Raw genomic sequence first — 16,919 nt, forward strand, 5'->3', positions numbered from 1 at the left:
CTTGGCCGCGGCCAATATAAAAACCACGCTTACCTTAATATAGTGCCTCATTATCCATGATTTGTGAAGACTTATCTCACAACGTGTATCGCCCACGCTACGATGAAACCATGAGTTTGACGATACAGCAGGGAACCACGCGCAAGGCCGCGCTTGACGCACTATTTGAAACATTGATGAAGTCGTATTCCGTTTCCGACGACGAGACGATGCTCACCGACGATGTGGAGGCGTTTTTGCGAGAACAGCCGCATCTGACGGTGCATCGCATGGGCGACACGGTAGTCGCCTCGACTTCGCTCGGGCGTGAGCAGCGGGTTGTGCTTGCCGGCCATCTTGACACGGTTCCGGTCATCGACAATTTCCCACCAGTCTGGCTCGAGCCCGGAGACGAGCGTATCCGAAATGATGTGGCGGCGAAGGCGGATCCCAACGAACGCGTGATGTTCGGTCGCGGTGCCACTGATATGAAGGCCAGCGATGCCGTGATGCTCTATCTTGCGGCGACGCTGACGGAACCGAAATACGACCTTACGTATGTTTTTTACGATCATGAGGAAGTCGTGGCGGAAAAGAACGGTCTCGGCAAAGTGGCAAAGGCGCATCCCGATTGGATACAGGGCGATTTCGCCATCATCGGCGAGCCGACCGATTGCGGCATTGAAGGCGGCTGCAACGGCACCATGCGTTTCGACGTGGTCACCCATGGCGTCGCCGCCCATTCCGCCCGGGCATGGATGGGCGAAAACGCCATTCACAAGGCGTCCGAAGTCCTCGACCGGCTTGCTGCCTACGTTCCACAAGATATTGAGGTGGACGGTCTGACTTATCGCGAAGGCGTCAACGCCACCCTGATTTCCGGGGGCAAGGGCACCAACGTCATCCCTGATGAATGCCGCATCCACGTCAACTATCGTTTTGCTCCGGATAAGGATCTGACCGCCGCCAAAGCGTTGATGATGGGGGCCGACGCCGGTGCTGAAATGGGCAACGGTGAGCACAAGGCCACCGGCGGTATGTTCGAGGGTTTCGATATCGAGATGAAGGACGAATCGCCTTCAGCTCGCCCTGGCATGGATGCTCCTCTTGCGCGTTCTTTGGCGAAGTTGGTCGAGGACAAAACCGGGTTGAAACCCCAGGCCAAGCTCGGCTGGACCGACGTCGCCCGCTTCTCGTCCATTGGAGTCCCTGCGGTCAATCTTGGCGCGGGTTCCCCGCTGTTGGCGCATAAGGCTGACGAACAGATACCGGAAAGCCAGCTCACACTGCTCGCCGATATCCTTGAGGAATGGTTGCGTTAGCGAGTCAATCGATTATTAACGTGGAGGATTGGCGGTTAATTTACGGAGTTGGCTCCTTATTGACTCGTGATAGACGTATAATAAAATTTGGTGATTCTGCAAGTTGCCGAATTCCGATGGCGTTGATCCCCTCGCGTGCTTATCCGCGGGTGCCGGTGTCCGCCGTGACGAACGTATGACTTTTAGATTGCCGGCTACGAGCGCGAGTGTTGCGTGGCCGCGGTGAGAGCGCGGTGTGAGAGCCGTAGACGGCCAGATAAGCCGACATGATTGCAGCATGTCGACGAGGAGCATTGTGCCCAGAGTAACCCGAGGCGGGGTCGGCCAAGTCGACGACGCCAAACAAAACGATACCAATTTACCTTCTTTGTCCTCATCCGCGGAGAGTGAGTCTACAACGCGTCGCCGTACCGTTCGCCGTCGCGTGGTGCGTGGTGCCGGCGCTGCCGGAGCCGACGTCGCGTTGAAAGTCGAAGAGCGCGAAAGCGCCAAATCCTCAGAGGCTGAGGAAAACTCCGGAGAAGACGGAGTCGACACGGATTCGAAGGCGGATGAAAAAAGTACTAGAAGGTCAACCTCTTCCTCGCGCCGTACGAACGTTTCGTCAGCCAACACAACGAGAAGAACCCGTACTCGTAGCCGTGTTCGCGATGACGAAGACTCGAACGAAGAGTCCGCAGCGCATGGACGGAGCACAAGAAGCCGTAAATCTGATGAGGATTCGAATGAATCCTCCGTTTCTTCAAACCGTAGCCGACGCACCGGTAGCGCAAGGTCCCGCAGCAGGTCTGCCGATTCGGTGTCCGCAAGTGAAGCCAAGGCGGAAGCCAACATCGAAACTGCAGAAGAACGTGTTATCGATGCCGTTGAGGGCCTTCCCAAAGGTCACGAAAGTCATCACACACCTCGTCCGATGACGTCGCTGCTTTTCCAGGAGCCAGTGCTTCCGGGAGAGGACGACGACGATGAAGAGCCGAAAACGACTCGGCGGCGTTCCCGTTCCCGCTCTGTTGAAGATAGCGAGGGTGACGATCGTGGATCACGTCGTTCGACGCGTGGCAGCCGTTCGCGCCGAGGTTCCGAACGTGACGATGACCGTTTGGATGAAGAGCAGGACGAACGTCGTGGCAGGTCAAGCTCCAGGCGCAGCAGGGGTAATGACCGTGACCGCGATTACGAGGATGACAACGAGGGCTCCTCTCGCGTGGTCCGTCGTTCGCGCCGTTCAAACGAGGATGATATTTACGATGAGGAAGCCGCCGAGCGTACCGAGCGCCGCAGCCACCGCCGTCGCAGGCTCAATGCCGAAGAACGCCATGCGGCCGACGAAATCGAACAGATTGAGGAAGACCTCGAAGACGATGACATCACCTATCGTCCCATCGACGATGTGGAAGCCGAGCAATCTGGAACGCGGACACGTCGCGGACGTGGCAACGAGCGTTCATCAAGTGAACGGACATCGCGTCGTACTCGTGGCAGTCGTTCCTCGCGTGCCGATCGAGACGATGTCGAGCTCAATGATGAAGACGAAAACGAAGAGCGCGGTTCCCGTAGTGGACGCAAGAGCAGTAGTGATCGCAATGATCGCGATGATGAAGGCCGCACGGAAACCCGTCGCCGTCGCAGGCGCGAATCCGATGAGGACAACGACGATCAACCGCTGACCCGTCGGCGTCGCCGTCATCGCGGTTCCAAGAGCGATGAAGGCGAAACCGGTCGTGATTCGGGCCGTGCCGCTTCGCGTCGTTCGCGTAAGCAGCAGTATATCGATGAAATCACCGATATCGAGGGCTCTACACGTCTCGAGGCCAAGAAGCAGCGTCGCCGCGACAATCGTCGCGAACGCAGCCGTCAGAACCAGCTGATCGAGCAGGACTTTCTCGCTCGTCGCGAGAACGTCGACCGTCTGATGGTCGTGCGCGAAAAGGGCCAGCATACCCAGATTTCCGTGATCGAAGACAACGTGCTCGTCGAGCATTACGTTTCTGACATTCAGGAAGTTGCCACCGTCGGCAATATCTACTTGGGCCGCGTGCAGAACGTGCTGCCCAGCATGGAGGCCGCGTTCGTCGATATCGGCCAGCCACGCAACGGCGTGCTCTACGCCGGCGAAGTCAACTGGGACGCCACGAGGTTGGAAGGCCAGCCGCGCCGTATTGAACTCGCGTTCAAATCCGGTGATCCCGTTCTGGTGCAGGTCACCAAGGACCCGATCGGCCACAAGGGCGCCCGCCTGACCTCGCAGGTCACGCTTGCTGGTCGTTTCCTCGTGCTCGTCCCCTCCGGCGGCATGACCGGCGTGAGCCGCAAGCTGCCCGAACGTGAACGCGGCCGGCTCAAGTCCATCGTCTCCAAGATCGCGCCGAAGGACATGGGTGTCATCATCCGCACCGCAGCTGATGGTGCCAGCGAGGACGCGCTGAAGAAGGACCTTGAGAACCTCAAGCGTCAGTGGAGCAAGATCGAGGACAAGCGCAAGCTTTATCACAACGGCAAGCGTGCCAAGCTCCTGCAGGGCGAGCCCGATGTCGCCATCCGCGTGGTGCGCGACATCTTCAACGATGACTTCTCCAAGCTCATCGTCGAAGGCGACAAGGTCTACGAGCGCATCGAGGAATATCTTGACACGATGGCCCCCGACCTCAAAGATCGCCTCGAAAAGTGGGACCCTGAGGAGCATCAGGGCAAGGACGTCTTCGACAAGTGGCAGATCGATTCCCAGCTGCGCAAGGGCATGGAACGTCAGGTCTACCTGCCCAGCGGCGGCTCGATTGTCATCGATCGCACCGAGGCCATGACCACCATCGATGTCAATACCGGCCGGTTCATCGGCAAGGGCAAGTCACTTGAGGAGACGGTCACCCGTTGCAATCTCGAGGCGAGCGAGGAAATTGCCCGTCAGCTGCGTCTGCGCGACATCGGCGGCATGATCATGATCGATTACGTCGACATGGTGATGCCCGCCAACCGCGACCTCGTGCTGCGGCGCTTGGTCGAATGCCTCGCGCGCGACCGCACCAAGCATCAGGTGGCCGAGGTCACTTCGCTGGGCCTCGTACAGATGACCCGCAAGCGTATCGGCCAAGGGCTGGTCGAGGCGTTCTCCGAGGAGTGCCCGACCTGCAAGGGCCGTGGCTTCATCCTTCACGACGAGCCTACGATTTCCGCCGATTATGCCGATCCGTACGCGATGAAGGGCGGCGACCCGTTCGTCCACACCAACAAGCACGGCCACGGCAGCGCTCCTGAGGTGCAGGCCCCGAAGGGGTCGAGCCCTGCGGTTAAGGCCAAGTTGGCGCAAATCGCTGCCGCTGCGGTGGCGGCCAATGACGAGGAAAAGGAAGAAGCTTCCGATTCGGATTCGTCTTCTGATTCTGTAGCTGATAAGGACTGAAGAAGCCTGACGTTCCTGATTCCGCTTTCACCTGTTCTTTTGTGAAATCGGGAACACAACACCCCAGGCTGGCCATAACGTACCGACATGCCGTTAATATTGGTTGACGTTAGTACGTGGGTCGGTGTACTCTAAAAGACTGGTGTCTGGCCGTGGAAGTCGAAGACGTGCTGGGCAGTTTAGCTTTCGAAATAGCAAGGAACGAGATATGTACGCGATTGTGAAGGCCGGTGGCCATCAGGAAAAGGTCGAGGTCGGTGACGTCATCCTGGTCAACCGTCTCAATGCGAAGAAGGGCGATACCGTGGAGTTCCCGGTCGCGCTCGTGGTCGACGGCGCCAAGGTGACGCTCGCCGCCAAGGATCTTGCCAAGGTTTCCGTCAAGGCTGAAGTCGTTGACGATGAGGCCAAGGGTCCGAAGATCAACATTCAGAAGTTCAAGAACAAGACTGGTGTCGCCCGTCGCAAGGGTCATCGTCAGCCGCTTTCCGTCATCAAGATCACGGCAATCGCCTGATTGAAGTCACGGTAAATAAAGACTGAAAGGAACAGACAATGGCACATAAGAAGGGCGCATCCGCTTCCCGCAACGGTCGCGATTCAAGCGCACAATACCTCGGCGTAAAGAAGTTCGGTGGCGAGCCTGTCGTCGCCGGCAATATCATCGTTCGTCAGCGTGGCACCAAGTTCCACGCAGGCGAGAACGTCGGCACCGGCAAGGATCACACCTTGTTCGCGCTGTCCGATGGCAACGTGAAGTTCGGCGTTCGCCGCGATCGCAAGGTCGTCGACGTAGTCTCCGAGTGAGATTCCGAGTTTAATTAGCTTTTAATCAAAAGGTCGTACCCCAGCGGGTGCGGCCTTTTTGCGTGTATTGATAATGTCGTTATCATTGTTAAAGCGCTGGTTGTTAAAGCGCTGGTCTGCCTCGATTTCAGGGGGGGGCAGAACCGACACTTGATAATGTAATGCATTATTTATTTTTATATTGCTCGAAATTACTTTTGCCCAAAACGATAATTATGGGGCTCGTCGGTGGGGGTATGGGAAGATGAATACCCACCGGTAAGGTAAGGAACTATGACAGACTTTGTAGATAGAGTGACCGTCCATGTCAAGGGCGGAGATGGCGGCAATGGGTCCGCAGGCGTGAAGCGTGAGAAATACAAGCCGTTGGCCGGGCCGAACGGCGGCAACGGCGGGGATGGCGGCTCCGTCATTTTCGTGGCTGATGCCAACGCCAACAATCTTTTGGATTATCGTTTCGTCCCGCATCGCAAGGCCGAAAGCGGCACGATGGGCTTGGGCGATACCAAGGACGGTTCGAAAGGCGCCGACGTGGTGCTGCCCGTCCCGCCGGGAACGGTGATTTTCGAGGCCAAGGGACCGCAAGGCAAGGCCAAGCATCCAGGTCGCGAACTGGCCGATTTGCGCCATGTGGGTGACAAGTTCGTCGCAGCTGCAGGCGGTATGGGCGGCTTGGGCAACGCCGCGCTGGCCAACAAGACACGTCGTGCCCCTGGATTCGCACTGCTTGGCGAACCGGGCGAGGAACGCGACGTGATTTTGGAGCTCAAATCCATCGCAGACGTTGCGTTGGTGGGATTCCCCTCGGCCGGCAAATCCAGCCTGATTGCCGCGATGAGTGCTGCTAAGCCGAAAATCGCGGATTACCCCTTCACCACGTTGGTTCCGAATCTTGGCGTGGTCAAGCTTGAGGAATATCGCTATACCATTGCCGACGTCCCGGGGCTCATTCCCGGAGCATCAGAAGGCAAGGGCTTGGGCCTTGAGTTCCTGCGTCATATCGAGCGCACCGAAATCATCGCGCACGTCATCGATTGCGCCACACTGGAGCCGGATCGTGACCCGATTTCCGATTACCACGCGCTGGAAGACGAGCTGGCGAAGTATGCTGCCCAGCTCAAGTTGCCGCTCGGTGTCATCCCGATTCCCGAGCGCCCGCGCGTCATCATCCTCAATAAGGCCGACGTGCCCGAAGCTAAAGAACTGGCGGAATTCGTGCGCCCGGAATTCGAGAAGATGGGATTGAAGACCTTCATCGTCTCAACGGCTTCACACGAAGGGCTCAAAGAGCTTGGCTTTGCTTTGGGCAAGATGGTCACCGAGCTGCGTGCGAAGTTGGCCAAGGAAGAGGCCGAACGCGACGAAGAACGTGTGGTCATCAAGCCGTTGGAGCAGCCGGCGCGTCGCCGCCGTCGTGTCGATGATGAGCGTGGCACCTCGCTTGATTTCCATGTCGAACGCGAAAGCAACCGCAGGGGAGCTGTGTGGTTTACTGTCACCGGCGCGAAGCCGGAGCGTTGGGTGCGCCAGACCAATTTCGACAACGACGAAGCCGTGGGCTATCTTGCCGACCGCTTGGCTGGTTTGGGCGTCGAGGACGAGTTGCGTCGCCATGGGGCCAAGCCGGGTGACGAAGTGCGTATCGGCAAGGGCGAGAACGCGGTCGCCTTCGATTGGGACCCGACCATCGCCGCCGGTGCGGAAATGCTCGACGGCGCCCAGCTGGGTGCTCGCGGAAAGGATTTGCGTCTGGATGACGGAGCCGACGGCAACCGTGTCCGTCGCCGTACCAACGCCGAGCGCCGTCGCCAGTATCACGAAATGATGGATGCCAAAACCGCCGTGCGCGAGGCCATGCGTCAGGAGCGTACTGCTGGTCATTGGGCCGATCCGAGCATCGACGACGACCGCCACGACGAGCACGCGATTCTCGGCGGTCATGATTCCGATGATAATGAGGGCGAGAGCGATGTCTGATGGCCAAGACAGAGGTTGAACTGTAATAGGATTTTAAGCACAAAAACGACCTAAAATATGCTTAGATTCCTAGAGGTGCAGTTCGAAAGCATTTTAAGCGCAAAAATCGAGTGAAAACGTGCTTAAATTCCTAATAAGCGTTCAACGACATCAGGGCGTGATCGAGCTGCAATAATGCTTGACCATCAGTCACGCGCCTGTTTGGCACCAAATCGATTGTATAAGCGCGACATTGCGTATAAAGCAAAGCGTTGGTACACCACACCAACTTGCTATAAGTTGGTGAATTCCTTTGCAATAGCTATGGTTGCTCTCGCATGAGATATCATCTCAGCCGGTAAGCTGGTACTGGCTGAACAATAGCGAAAAATGAAACGGATGGCAGTCAATGGGCAAGGCAAGTGAGTCGCAGGTTCGTCAAACGGTGGCGGACGCGCGGACCGTCGTGGTTAAAGTTGGCTCAAGCTCGCTGACCAAGCCTTCCGGGCATTTGGATACGGATAAAGTGGGCGCGCTGGTTGAAGTCTTGGCCCAACACGCCAAAAATGGCACCCGCATGGTGCTGGTCTCGTCCGGTGCCATCGCTGCTGGTTTTGGTCCGCTCGGTTTCGACGCGAGGCCGGCCGACGTCTCGACCCAGCAGGCTGCGGCTTCGGTGGGTCAGGGCGTCTTGATGCAGCATTACGAGACAGGTTTCGCGCATTATGGTGTGCATGTTGGCCAGATTTTGCTCACTGCCGATGACACGATGCACGCCTCACGCTACCGCAACGCCCAGCGCACGTTGCGCAGACTGCTCGACCTCAACGTGGTGCCGATTGTCAACGAAAACGATGCTCTGGCGACCAACGAAATCCGTTTCGGCGACAACGACCATCTTTCCACGCTGGTCGCCAATCTGGTGCGCGCCGATGCGTTAGTGCTCCTGACCGACGTCGATGGCCTTTATACTGCCCCGCCTTCTAAACCAAACGCCAAGCGGGTTGGTTTCGTACCGAACGTAGACGAAATTCTGAACGAAGTTTCGGTGGGCGGCAGTTCGTCGGGGGTCGGTAGCGGCGGCATGGTCACCAAGCTCGAAGCCGCGCGTATAGCAGTCAATTCCGGTATCCCCGTCGTGCTGACCAGCGCCAATAATATCGAGGTTGCATTGAACGGCGAACCGACGGGTACGGCTTTCTCGCCGATATCTCACCGTGATTCCTCGCGCCGTCTATGGATTGGTTTTGCAGCAAACCCGCGCGGTTCGCTGGTCGGCGACAAAGGTGCCATCAAGGCGGTGCTTGGCGGTAAGGCAAGCCTGTTGGCCGCTGGCGTGCTCGAAGTTCACGGTGATTTTTCCGCCGGCGACCCCGTCTGGATTGACGACGAGGATGGTAACCATATCGCCAAGGGCCTCTCGAGTTTCGATTCCGATGAAATTCCGCACACCCTGGGCCGCGACACTTCCCAGCTCAAGCGTCTTCTCGGTGAGGAATATGCCCATCCGCTTGTTCACCGGGATAATTTGGTCTTGCTGTAATCTTTCTTATTCCGCGTCTCAGTTTTCGTTTGTTGAATACGTCAATTCGCCACAGCAGTCTAGTCTTAAGTTAGTAATGACCATTAAACGCGGGAGATAAAAATGGCAGAGTGGCAAACGTTGAGTGACCGTATCAATTCCGTGGCGCCGAGCGCCACGCTGGCCGTAGATTCCAAGGCGAAGGCGATGAAAGCCAGTGGCATCGACGTCATCGGTTTCGGTGCCGGCGAGCCCAATTTCCCGACTCCCGATTACATCGTTGACGCGGCTGCAGCAGCTTGCCGCGACCCGAAGAACCATCGTTACACCCCGACCCCGGGTCTGCCACAGCTTCGCAAGGCCATCGCCGAAAAGACGCTGCGCGACTCAGGTTACGAGATTTCTCCCGATCAGGTCGTTGTCACCAACGGCGGCAAACAGGCCGTCTATGAGGCCCTGCAGATTCTGATCAATCCCGGTGATGAAGTCATCATTCCCGCTCCCTATTGGACGACCTATCCCGAGGCTGTGAAACTGGCAGGCGGTAAGCCTGTCACGGTTTTCAGCGGTCCGGAGAACGGTTTCGAGCCGACCGTCGAGGCGCTTGAAAAGGCGCGTACGCCGCGCACCAAAGCCATTTTCGTCAACACGCCTTCTAACCCGACGGGTGCGGTATGGAGCGAGCAGACCGTGCGCGCGGTAGGCGAGTGGGCCGTCGAGCATCACGTCTGGGTGCTGAGCGACGAGATTTACGAACATCTGACCTATGACGGAGAGAAGACCGCATATATCGGAGCGGTGGTGCCGGAAGTTCGTGACCAGCTTATCGTCATGAACGGTGTGGCCAAGACCTACGCGATGACCGGCTGGCGTGTCGGCTGGCTTATCGGTTCCGTTCCGGTTGCCAAAGCCGCGGCCAAACTGCAAGGACATATGACTTCCAATGTCGCCGATGTTTGCCAGCAAGCGGCCTTTACTGCGGTCTCCGGCTCGCTTGATGCGGTCGCCACGATGCGCAAGGCGTTCGACAAGCGCCGCAAGGCCATCGTCGAAGGTCTCAACGCCGTCGATGGTGTCACCTGCCGCACTCCTAAAGGTGCATTTTATGCTCTTCCCGATGTCACTGCATTGTTGAACCGTCCGCTCGGCAAGAACGGCTCCGTCGCCAAGACCTCTTCCGAATTGGCCAAGTTGCTGCTCGAGGAAGCCCACGTTGCAGCTGTTCCCGGAGAAGGTTTCGGAGCTCCCGGCTTCCTGCGTTTCTCGTACGCGCTCGCAGACGATGATTTGGCCGAGGGCATGCGTCGTTTCAAGGAATGGGTCAACTGAAAGCCTGCTTTTCGCGACACGAGGAGTGGACGAAACCGCAGAAATGGGCTAAACTATTCCTTCGGCGGTTTATGTCGCATGGTCTCGTGCTTCGAGTATCGTGGACAGAGTTCACCTAGGGAAGTGGCGCAATTGGTAGCGCAACGGTCTCCAAAACCGTAGGTTGTGGGTTCGAGTCCCGCCTTCCCTGCCAAGTAATCACAAGCCAAACGAAGGACGGATATGGCGAAGGCACACGAAGCTGAAGAGAGCGTCAAGCCGAACATTTTCATGCGTATCGGCTTGTTCATCAAGCAGGTTATCGACGAGCTGCGCAAGGTCGTCACCCCGACCGCCAAGGAACTGGCCGGCTGGTCGGTTGCGGTGTTCATTTTCGTGGTCGTGCTGATGGCGCTTGTTTCGGGTATGGATTTTGGTCTCGGCAAACTGACCCTCTGGATCTTCGGCTGAGCATAAACGATTTTAAAGGTGACTAACAGCATGGATAATGAAGTAAATCTCGAAGGCTTGGATGCATTGCCCGATTTGCCGAATGGCGATCAGTCTGCGGCTGAGGCTTCCAGCGTCGATAGCGCTGCGCAAGATGCCGTTGCAGGCATTGAGAGTGCAGGCGAAACCGATAACACTTCCGACGATTCTGCGGATAGTGCTGCCGTCGAGAGTTCTGAGGCAACTGATGAGGCGTCTGAAAACACTTCCGACACGGCTGATACCGCCACTGAAGCGACTACTGATGGCGCAGCGAACGCCGAAGGCGAAGATGCTGACGATGCTGGCGCCAAGGCCGTCAAGGAATTCTCCAAGAGCTTACGCGGCTTGGACGGCAAATGGTACGTGCTCCACACCTATTCCGGCTATGAGAAGCGTGTGAAGGCCAACGTCGAGTCCCGTATCCAGAGCTATGGTCTCGAAGATCAAATCTTCCAGATTGAAGTGCCGATGGAAGAGGTCGAGAAGCATACCGACAAGGGCAAGAAGGTCGTCACTCGCGTGCGTGTACCCGGCTACGTGCTCATTCGTATGTGGCCCGACGAGAACGCCCGCCGTATTGTCCGAGAGACGGAAGGCGTCACCGGTTTCGTAGGTCCCACCAAGGAACCTGCGCCGCTGAGCCGCAAGGATGTCGTCAAGATGATGGCTCCGATGATTGCCTCTCAGGCACTCAAGGAAGCCGGCGACAAGCCTGCTGCAGCCAAGAAGCGTACAGTCGAAGTCTCCTACAAAGTCGGCGATCAGGTCACCGTCATCGACGGCCCATTCGCCACGATGGCCGGCGCCGTTTCCGACGTCGAGCCCACCACGCAGAAGCTCACCGTCCTGGTCTCCATCTTCGGCCGCGATACCCCGGTCGAGCTCGGTTTCAGCCAGGTCGAGAAGATCGTCTGAGTCTCGTTTCGTTTAGGTTTTAAATAATGATGCCGCAGGTCGCAAGGTCTGCGGCATCATTCGTATCTGTGTAAAGTAGTCATTCCGATTTTGCGCGATCCGCTCTGCTCATGCGAACGGACTGGACCACTAAATCTAGTTGATGACTCTACCTCGCTACGTTTTGTACGTTATACTTCATCTGCGATGTTGCAAAATGCGTCTTTTCCCGCACTAACTTTCACTATTGTGCGGGAAAAGACGCATTTAGAAATTATTTTTACGACATTTCCCGCATAAATGTGTGCAGAGTGCGGGGAAAGACGCATTTCTTGACTTTTCATGGTAAAAGGAAGCCCTCAAAAGTGGTGGAAGGATACGCCGGGGTGGTTGTCATAGCCGGTTTTATTGTCGTGCTTACTTGGAATAATAGAAAGGCTTGTGTCTGGAGGGGAGACCCGCTAGCACAGCACAGCAATATCAGTTGCGGGAGGAGACCCGTGACACTTGATATACCAACGGTTTTGCCGAGGATTGACAGTGTGCTGGTCCGAGGTTTGGTCGCGGTTGGTCTGTGTGTATCGAAAGATCGCCACAACCAAAACGGCTGAAATCCGATATATCGCAAGGTGTCGTGGGCGACCGTCATTACCGCACGGACAACGAAAAGGAGCCATTTCTATGGCTAAGAAAAAGGTCACTGCGCTTATCAAGCTGCAGATCGAGGCCGGCAAGGCCAATCCTGCCCCGCCGCTCGGTCCTGCCCTCGGTTCGCACGGCGTCAACATCATGGACTTCTGCAAGTCCTACAACGAAGCGACGAAAGACAAGATGGGACAGGTTGTTCCTGTCGAAATCACCGTCTATGAGGATCGTTCCTTCGATTACATCCTTAAGACCCCGCCGGCCGCAGCGCTTCTGCTCAAGGCCGCCGGTATCAAGAAGGGCACCGACAACCCGCTGACCCACAAGGTCGGTTCCGTCACCTCGGCTCAGGTCCGTGAGATCGCTGAGACCAAGATGGCCGATCTGTCCGCTCGCGACGTCGAGGCCGGAATGAAGATCATCGCGGGCACCGCCCGTTCGATGGGCATCACGGTCGAAGGCTGAGGGAGGAAAACAGATGGCTAACAAGCATTCCAAGAAATATCGTGAATCGGCCGAAAAGGTCGACGGCAGCAATCTGTACACCGCTTCCGAAGCTATCGCTCTGCTGAAGAGCATGCCTGAGCGCGGTTTCGATGAGACCATCGAAGCCACCTACCGCTTGGGTGTTGACCCGCGCAAGGCGGACCAGCTGGTCCGTGGCGTGGTCAACCTGCCCAACGGCACCGGTAAGACCGCAACGGTCCTCGTGTTCGCACGTGGCCCGAAGGCTACCGAAGCTGCCGAAGCCGGCGCCGACATGGTCGGTGACGACGACATGGTCGCCAAGGTACAGGGTGGCTTCCTCGACTTCGATGCCGTGGTCGCCACTCCGGACATGATGGGCAAGGTCGGCCGTTTGGGCCGCGTGCTCGGCCCCCGTGGCCTCATGCCGAACCCGAAGACCGGCACCGTGACCATGGACGTGGCCAAGGCTGTCAAGGATATCAAGGGCGGCAAGATCGAGTTCCGCGTCGACAAGAACGGCAATCTGTCGTTCATCATCGGCAAGAAGTCCTTCGATCAGAAGGCTCTGGAAGAAAACTTCCAGGCCGTTGCCAACGAGATCAAGCGCCTGCGTCCTTCCACCGTGAAGGGCCGCTACATCTCCAAAGCGACACTTACCTCGACGATGGGCCCCGGCGTTCCGCTGGACCTCGCGCCGCTTTCCTGAAGCGTGTGAATCGCCTGGAACACTTGAAAGTGTTTGAAGCGTAGTTGAATCGATAAGTTGCCCGGTACCCCGAAAGAGGTGCCGGGCAACTTTCATTTTGTATCCGAATCTTTATCTTTCTATGTCGTTTCTTTCCATCAAAGAGTGTTATCAAGAAATCTTGATTTTTCGTTAAAAAGTCCTTTGAATTTTGCTTTTTTCCCTGAATTTTTGTATTCATAAATCATGACAGACGTGATTCTTTCGTTGCGCTTTATGTTGTGATAAGGAATATTGAAGAAAGATATAGGGCAAAACATGATGATTTGGTGTAATAGAGAGGCGATTCGTTCGCGACCCAACAACTATGGCCATTGGGCTATTCATGGCAGCAGAAGCGGTGGTAGTGCCCATTTTAGACGGAGACGTATTAACTTTGACAGTCTGCTGGTCCGATTCGTGATTTTGCTGGTAGCCGCTTGCTTTATCGGAATCGCGACCGGGTTGGTGCTGCCGAAAGTAAGCAAGCCACTTGCACAGATGACTGGTCAGTATGTGGCGACTGGCCCGGTGGCCCAGGCATTGGCTACGTTGCCGGTCGACGATCACCCAAGCACCCGCGGTTACGACAGGGATTCGTTCGCTTACAACACCACCGACGACGACGGTGACGGCTGCACTATTCGCGACGACATCCTCAAACGCGACATGACAGCCGTCAGATACAAGGCTCCGAGCGGCTGTCAAGTCAAAACCGGTGCTTTGCAGGAGCCATATACCGGCAAGTCGATCCGTTTCGTGCGCGGCAAGCAGACCAGTGCTGCGGTGCAGATCGATCATGTCGTCGCGTTGGAAAACGCTTGGCAGTCTGGAGCAAGCCAGTGGGATGCGGCGACGAAACAGCGATACGGCAATGATGCCTATAACCTGTTGGCCGTCGACGGTCCTGCCAACCAGCAGAAGGGTTCCGCTTCCGCCGCCTACTGGTTGCCGGCGAATCGCAGATTTCGTTGCTCCTACGTTGCCCGTCAGGTCGGTGTCAAACAAAAATACAATCTGACGGTAACCACTTCCGAAAAGCAAGCTATCTCCAAAGTCCTGCGAACCTGTCCCGCCCAGCAGATTCCGAAACAGTGAAAAAGGAAAACTAAATGCTGATCAAATTTGCTGCGAGCCCTTGCAAGCTACGAGAAGTGAGTGGAACAGTGAAACGGGTATGAAAATGCCGATACACAATCTTCGATTTCATGAAGTGCATCGGCATTTCGCAGTCCAGTGCTGAACTATGACTTATCAGGCTTGCTTGTGGAGATGAATACGGGGGACACGAACGTGACGCAGTGTGCGGTTGGCAAGGTCGCGAGCGGAACCGGCGCCTTGGCCACGCACACCGAAGACCACAAGCATGACCATGCCGAAGGCGATGACCGAGCTGATGATCAGCGACATCCTGATGCCCCAGACATTGGCGAGAATGCCAGCTTGATGGCCGGAGCCCATCAAAGGCTTGAAGACCTTCGTGAACTCTTCCATCAGGATGACCAGAACCGGCGCGCCGATGGCACCAGATATCTGCCGGACCGTATTCGTAACGGCTGAGCCTGCGGAAACGCTTCCGGGGGTCAGGCAGTTAAGCGACCAGGTCGTAATCGGCATCAAGACGAAGCCCATACCGATCTGACGGATGAACTGGCAGATGGAGACCCACCAAATCGGCACACCCATGCCGATGAAACTCATCATGATGGTGCCGGTCATCAACGTGATTGAGCCGATCATGGCCACAGGCCGTGCACCGAACCGATCGAGGAGACGCCCGCCGCCGAACTGAGAGATGCACTGTCCGAGGGCGCCGGGCAGCATCACCAGGCCGGAAATCGTGGCGGAATAGCCGCGGTCGTTCTGGATGAAGAGCGGAATGATGACGGTGATGGAGCTGAAGGCGAAGAAGCTCATTGCGGCAGTGATGGTGCCGACGCGGAAGTTTTTGTTTTTGAGCACCGTCAGGTCAAGCAGCGGCGGCTGCAGTCTGCGGATTTTTTCGAGCTGCTCGCGCACCTTGGGCATCTTGAAATGTTCCTCGAGCTTGGCGGCGGAATCCGGATCGGCCTTCAAGCGTTTGATGGCGGCGCGCAGCTCGGCCACGTTCTGAGGGCGATCCGCTTCTTCCTGCAGGTGTTCGTTTTCTTCGAGACCGGCAAGAAGCTCCTTGAGCTGGGCCTTATAGCGCTTGGCGCCTTTGAGCTGGCGGACGACGAACCAGACGATGCCGATCAGGCCGACGGCCATCGGTAGCCAGACCACCGGGGCGGTGAACGCATAGGCTTCGATGTTGGTGAAGCCGAAAAGCAGCCCGCCGAAACCGATGACGGAGAGGCATACCGAGAAGAAGTCGGCCTTGACTTCGCTGTCACGCTCGCCGAAGTTGTGGAGGAAGAAGATGGCGAGCACCAGCGCAATCGCTCCGACGATGGTCAGCGAAACGAAGATGGAACGCCAGCCGTTGGCATCGGTCTGCCAGCCGCCGAAGGTCGGGCCGATGGCGGGAGCCACGCTCATGGCCACGCCGACGGTGCCCATAGCTACGCCGCGCTTCGACATCGGGTAGACCGAGAAGACGATGATCTGTAGCACTGGCCACATCACGCCGGAGCCGATGGCCTCGAGTGTACGTCCGGCGAGTACGAGGATGAAGCTGGGGCCGAACCAGGCCAGCACCGAACCCAGCGTGAAGATGGTCATGGAGGTAATGACGATCTGGCGCGTTGAGAAACGGCGGGTGAGATAGGCGGTGAGCGGCACCATAACGCCCTGCACGAGCTGGATGACGGAAGTGAGCCACTGGCCGGTGGTCACGTTGATGCCGAATTCGTGGACGATGGTCGGCAGCGCGGCGCTCAGTTGCAGTTGAGTGAAGTTGCCAATGAAGGTGATAAAAGTCAGGATGGCGATAGAGACGAAAGCCGCATGGCTCAGGTGTCCATCGATGTACGATTCCTCTTTGGTGAGAGCTTGCGACAAAGGTCGTCTGGAGGGAGATTTTGCTGGTGTTTGCACGGAATCAGACACGATCAGTCGCTCCTTCTTTGTTGCGCTGAAATTTTCATTATTATTACCTGCATACGTTTTTCACTATATCCAAAAACACTCGATTATGACTTCAGCGTAGAAGAAAAATTCACTACCGCCTCGTCAACTCGGTTCAGGTTACACCATTAACCGGATGGTTGAACATGGCAGTGTCACATGTTGCATAGATGGCATCATATGCTGTGCACGGATAGTGCGGTTTACCGAAGAAAATAAGAAAGTGTATTGCGTTCTGCTCATGAGTGAGAATGACTGTGAAAACCTTTAGCAGTTAGATGAAACCCCGAAAACGCAATTTGATTTTATCTATTTAATTGCAACGGATTTTGATAACTGGTTGTATCAGTCGAGCAA

Annotated in this window: 13 protein-coding genes and 1 tRNA gene; 13 read left to right on the forward strand and 1 reads right to left on the reverse strand. The window is 56.6% G+C overall.

Annotation, left to right across the window (positions count from 1 at the left end):
- Window positions 1-110 precede the first annotated feature (110 nt).
- The 13 genes from dapE to OZX72_RS01655 all read left to right on the forward strand — a co-directional run bounded on the left by dapE (window position 111) and on the right by OZX72_RS01655 (window position 14,612).
- Complete coding sequence (gene dapE, locus OZX72_RS01595) at window positions 111-1,301, forward strand: succinyl-diaminopimelate desuccinylase (protein WP_277158713.1); 1,191 nt, start codon at window positions 111-113, stop codon at window positions 1,299-1,301.
- A gap of 277 nt (window positions 1,302-1,578) precedes the next feature.
- Window positions 1,579-4,698, forward strand: coding sequence for an Rne/Rng family ribonuclease (locus tag OZX72_RS01600; protein WP_277158714.1), 3,120 nt, complete (start codon window positions 1,579-1,581; stop codon window positions 4,696-4,698).
- Window positions 4,699-4,906: 208 nt separating this feature from the next.
- Window positions 4,907-5,215, forward strand: coding sequence for a 50S ribosomal protein L21 (gene rplU / locus OZX72_RS01605; RefSeq protein ID WP_277143582.1), 309 nt, complete (start codon window positions 4,907-4,909; stop codon window positions 5,213-5,215).
- 38 nt (window positions 5,216-5,253) lie between these two features.
- Window positions 5,254-5,505: a 50S ribosomal protein L27 gene (rpmA, locus tag OZX72_RS01610; protein ID WP_277158715.1), complete on the forward strand. Its 252-nt coding sequence runs from the start codon at window positions 5,254-5,256 to the stop codon at window positions 5,503-5,505.
- 273 nt (window positions 5,506-5,778) lie between these two features.
- Window positions 5,779-7,482, forward strand: a complete 1,704-nt coding sequence (gene obgE / locus OZX72_RS01615) for a GTPase ObgE (protein ID WP_277158716.1) — start codon at window positions 5,779-5,781, stop codon at window positions 7,480-7,482.
- 388 nt (window positions 7,483-7,870) lie between these two features.
- A complete protein-coding gene (gene proB / locus OZX72_RS01620) occupies window positions 7,871-9,004 on the forward strand; it encodes a glutamate 5-kinase (RefSeq protein ID WP_277158717.1) in 1,134 nt (377 codons plus the stop codon).
- A gap of 102 nt (window positions 9,005-9,106) precedes the next feature.
- A complete protein-coding gene (locus tag OZX72_RS01625; protein WP_277158718.1) occupies window positions 9,107-10,312 on the forward strand; it encodes a pyridoxal phosphate-dependent aminotransferase in 1,206 nt (401 codons plus the stop codon).
- Between the two features lie 117 nt (window positions 10,313-10,429).
- A tRNA-Trp gene (locus OZX72_RS01630) sits at window positions 10,430-10,505 on the forward strand.
- A 29-nt stretch (window positions 10,506-10,534) separates the two neighbouring features.
- Window positions 10,535-10,762: a preprotein translocase subunit SecE gene (gene secE, locus OZX72_RS01635; protein ID WP_277158719.1), complete on the forward strand. Its 228-nt coding sequence runs from the start codon at window positions 10,535-10,537 to the stop codon at window positions 10,760-10,762.
- A 30-nt stretch (window positions 10,763-10,792) separates the two neighbouring features.
- Window positions 10,793-11,698, forward strand: a complete 906-nt coding sequence (nusG, locus tag OZX72_RS01640) for a transcription termination/antitermination protein NusG (RefSeq protein ID WP_277158720.1) — start codon at window positions 10,793-10,795, stop codon at window positions 11,696-11,698.
- Between the two features lie 660 nt (window positions 11,699-12,358).
- Window positions 12,359-12,787, forward strand: coding sequence for a 50S ribosomal protein L11 (gene rplK, locus OZX72_RS01645; RefSeq protein WP_277143602.1), 429 nt, complete (start codon window positions 12,359-12,361; stop codon window positions 12,785-12,787).
- A gap of 13 nt (window positions 12,788-12,800) precedes the next feature.
- A complete protein-coding gene (gene rplA / locus OZX72_RS01650) occupies window positions 12,801-13,496 on the forward strand; it encodes a 50S ribosomal protein L1 (RefSeq protein ID WP_277143605.1) in 696 nt (231 codons plus the stop codon).
- A gap of 438 nt (window positions 13,497-13,934) precedes the next feature.
- Entirely contained in the window at window positions 13,935-14,612 is a 678-nt protein-coding gene (locus tag OZX72_RS01655; protein ID WP_348519667.1) for an HNH endonuclease family protein, read from the forward strand.
- A 156-nt stretch (window positions 14,613-14,768) separates the two neighbouring features.
- On the opposite strand, the gene OZX72_RS01660 is transcribed toward OZX72_RS01655, so the two are convergent.
- Window positions 14,769-16,544 (reverse strand): MFS transporter, encoded by a 1,776-nt coding sequence (locus OZX72_RS01660; RefSeq protein WP_277158721.1) that lies wholly within the window; start codon window positions 16,542-16,544, stop codon window positions 14,769-14,771.
- Between the last annotated feature and the right edge of the window lie 375 nt (window positions 16,545-16,919).

Source organism: Bifidobacterium sp. ESL0769, assembly GCF_029395495.1.
Taxonomy (GTDB): Bacteria; Actinomycetota; Actinomycetes; order Actinomycetales; family Bifidobacteriaceae; genus Bifidobacterium.

Coding starts and splice junctions, on each gene's coding strand:
- dapE (WP_277158713.1), top strand. CDS start 111: ATGAGTTTGACGATACAGCAGGGAACCACGCGCAAGGCCGCGCTTGAC.
- OZX72_RS01600 (WP_277158714.1), top strand. CDS start 1,579: ATGTCGACGAGGAGCATTGTGCCCAGAGTAACCCGAGGCGGGGTCGGC.
- rplU (WP_277143582.1), top strand. CDS start 4,907: ATGTACGCGATTGTGAAGGCCGGTGGCCATCAGGAAAAGGTCGAGGTC.
- rpmA (WP_277158715.1), top strand. CDS start 5,254: ATGGCACATAAGAAGGGCGCATCCGCTTCCCGCAACGGTCGCGATTCA.
- obgE (WP_277158716.1), top strand. CDS start 5,779: ATGACAGACTTTGTAGATAGAGTGACCGTCCATGTCAAGGGCGGAGAT.
- proB (WP_277158717.1), top strand. CDS start 7,871: ATGGGCAAGGCAAGTGAGTCGCAGGTTCGTCAAACGGTGGCGGACGCG.
- OZX72_RS01625 (WP_277158718.1), top strand. CDS start 9,107: ATGGCAGAGTGGCAAACGTTGAGTGACCGTATCAATTCCGTGGCGCCG.
- secE (WP_277158719.1), top strand. CDS start 10,535: ATGGCGAAGGCACACGAAGCTGAAGAGAGCGTCAAGCCGAACATTTTC.
- nusG (WP_277158720.1), top strand. CDS start 10,793: ATGGATAATGAAGTAAATCTCGAAGGCTTGGATGCATTGCCCGATTTG.
- rplK (WP_277143602.1), top strand. CDS start 12,359: ATGGCTAAGAAAAAGGTCACTGCGCTTATCAAGCTGCAGATCGAGGCC.
- rplA (WP_277143605.1), top strand. CDS start 12,801: ATGGCTAACAAGCATTCCAAGAAATATCGTGAATCGGCCGAAAAGGTC.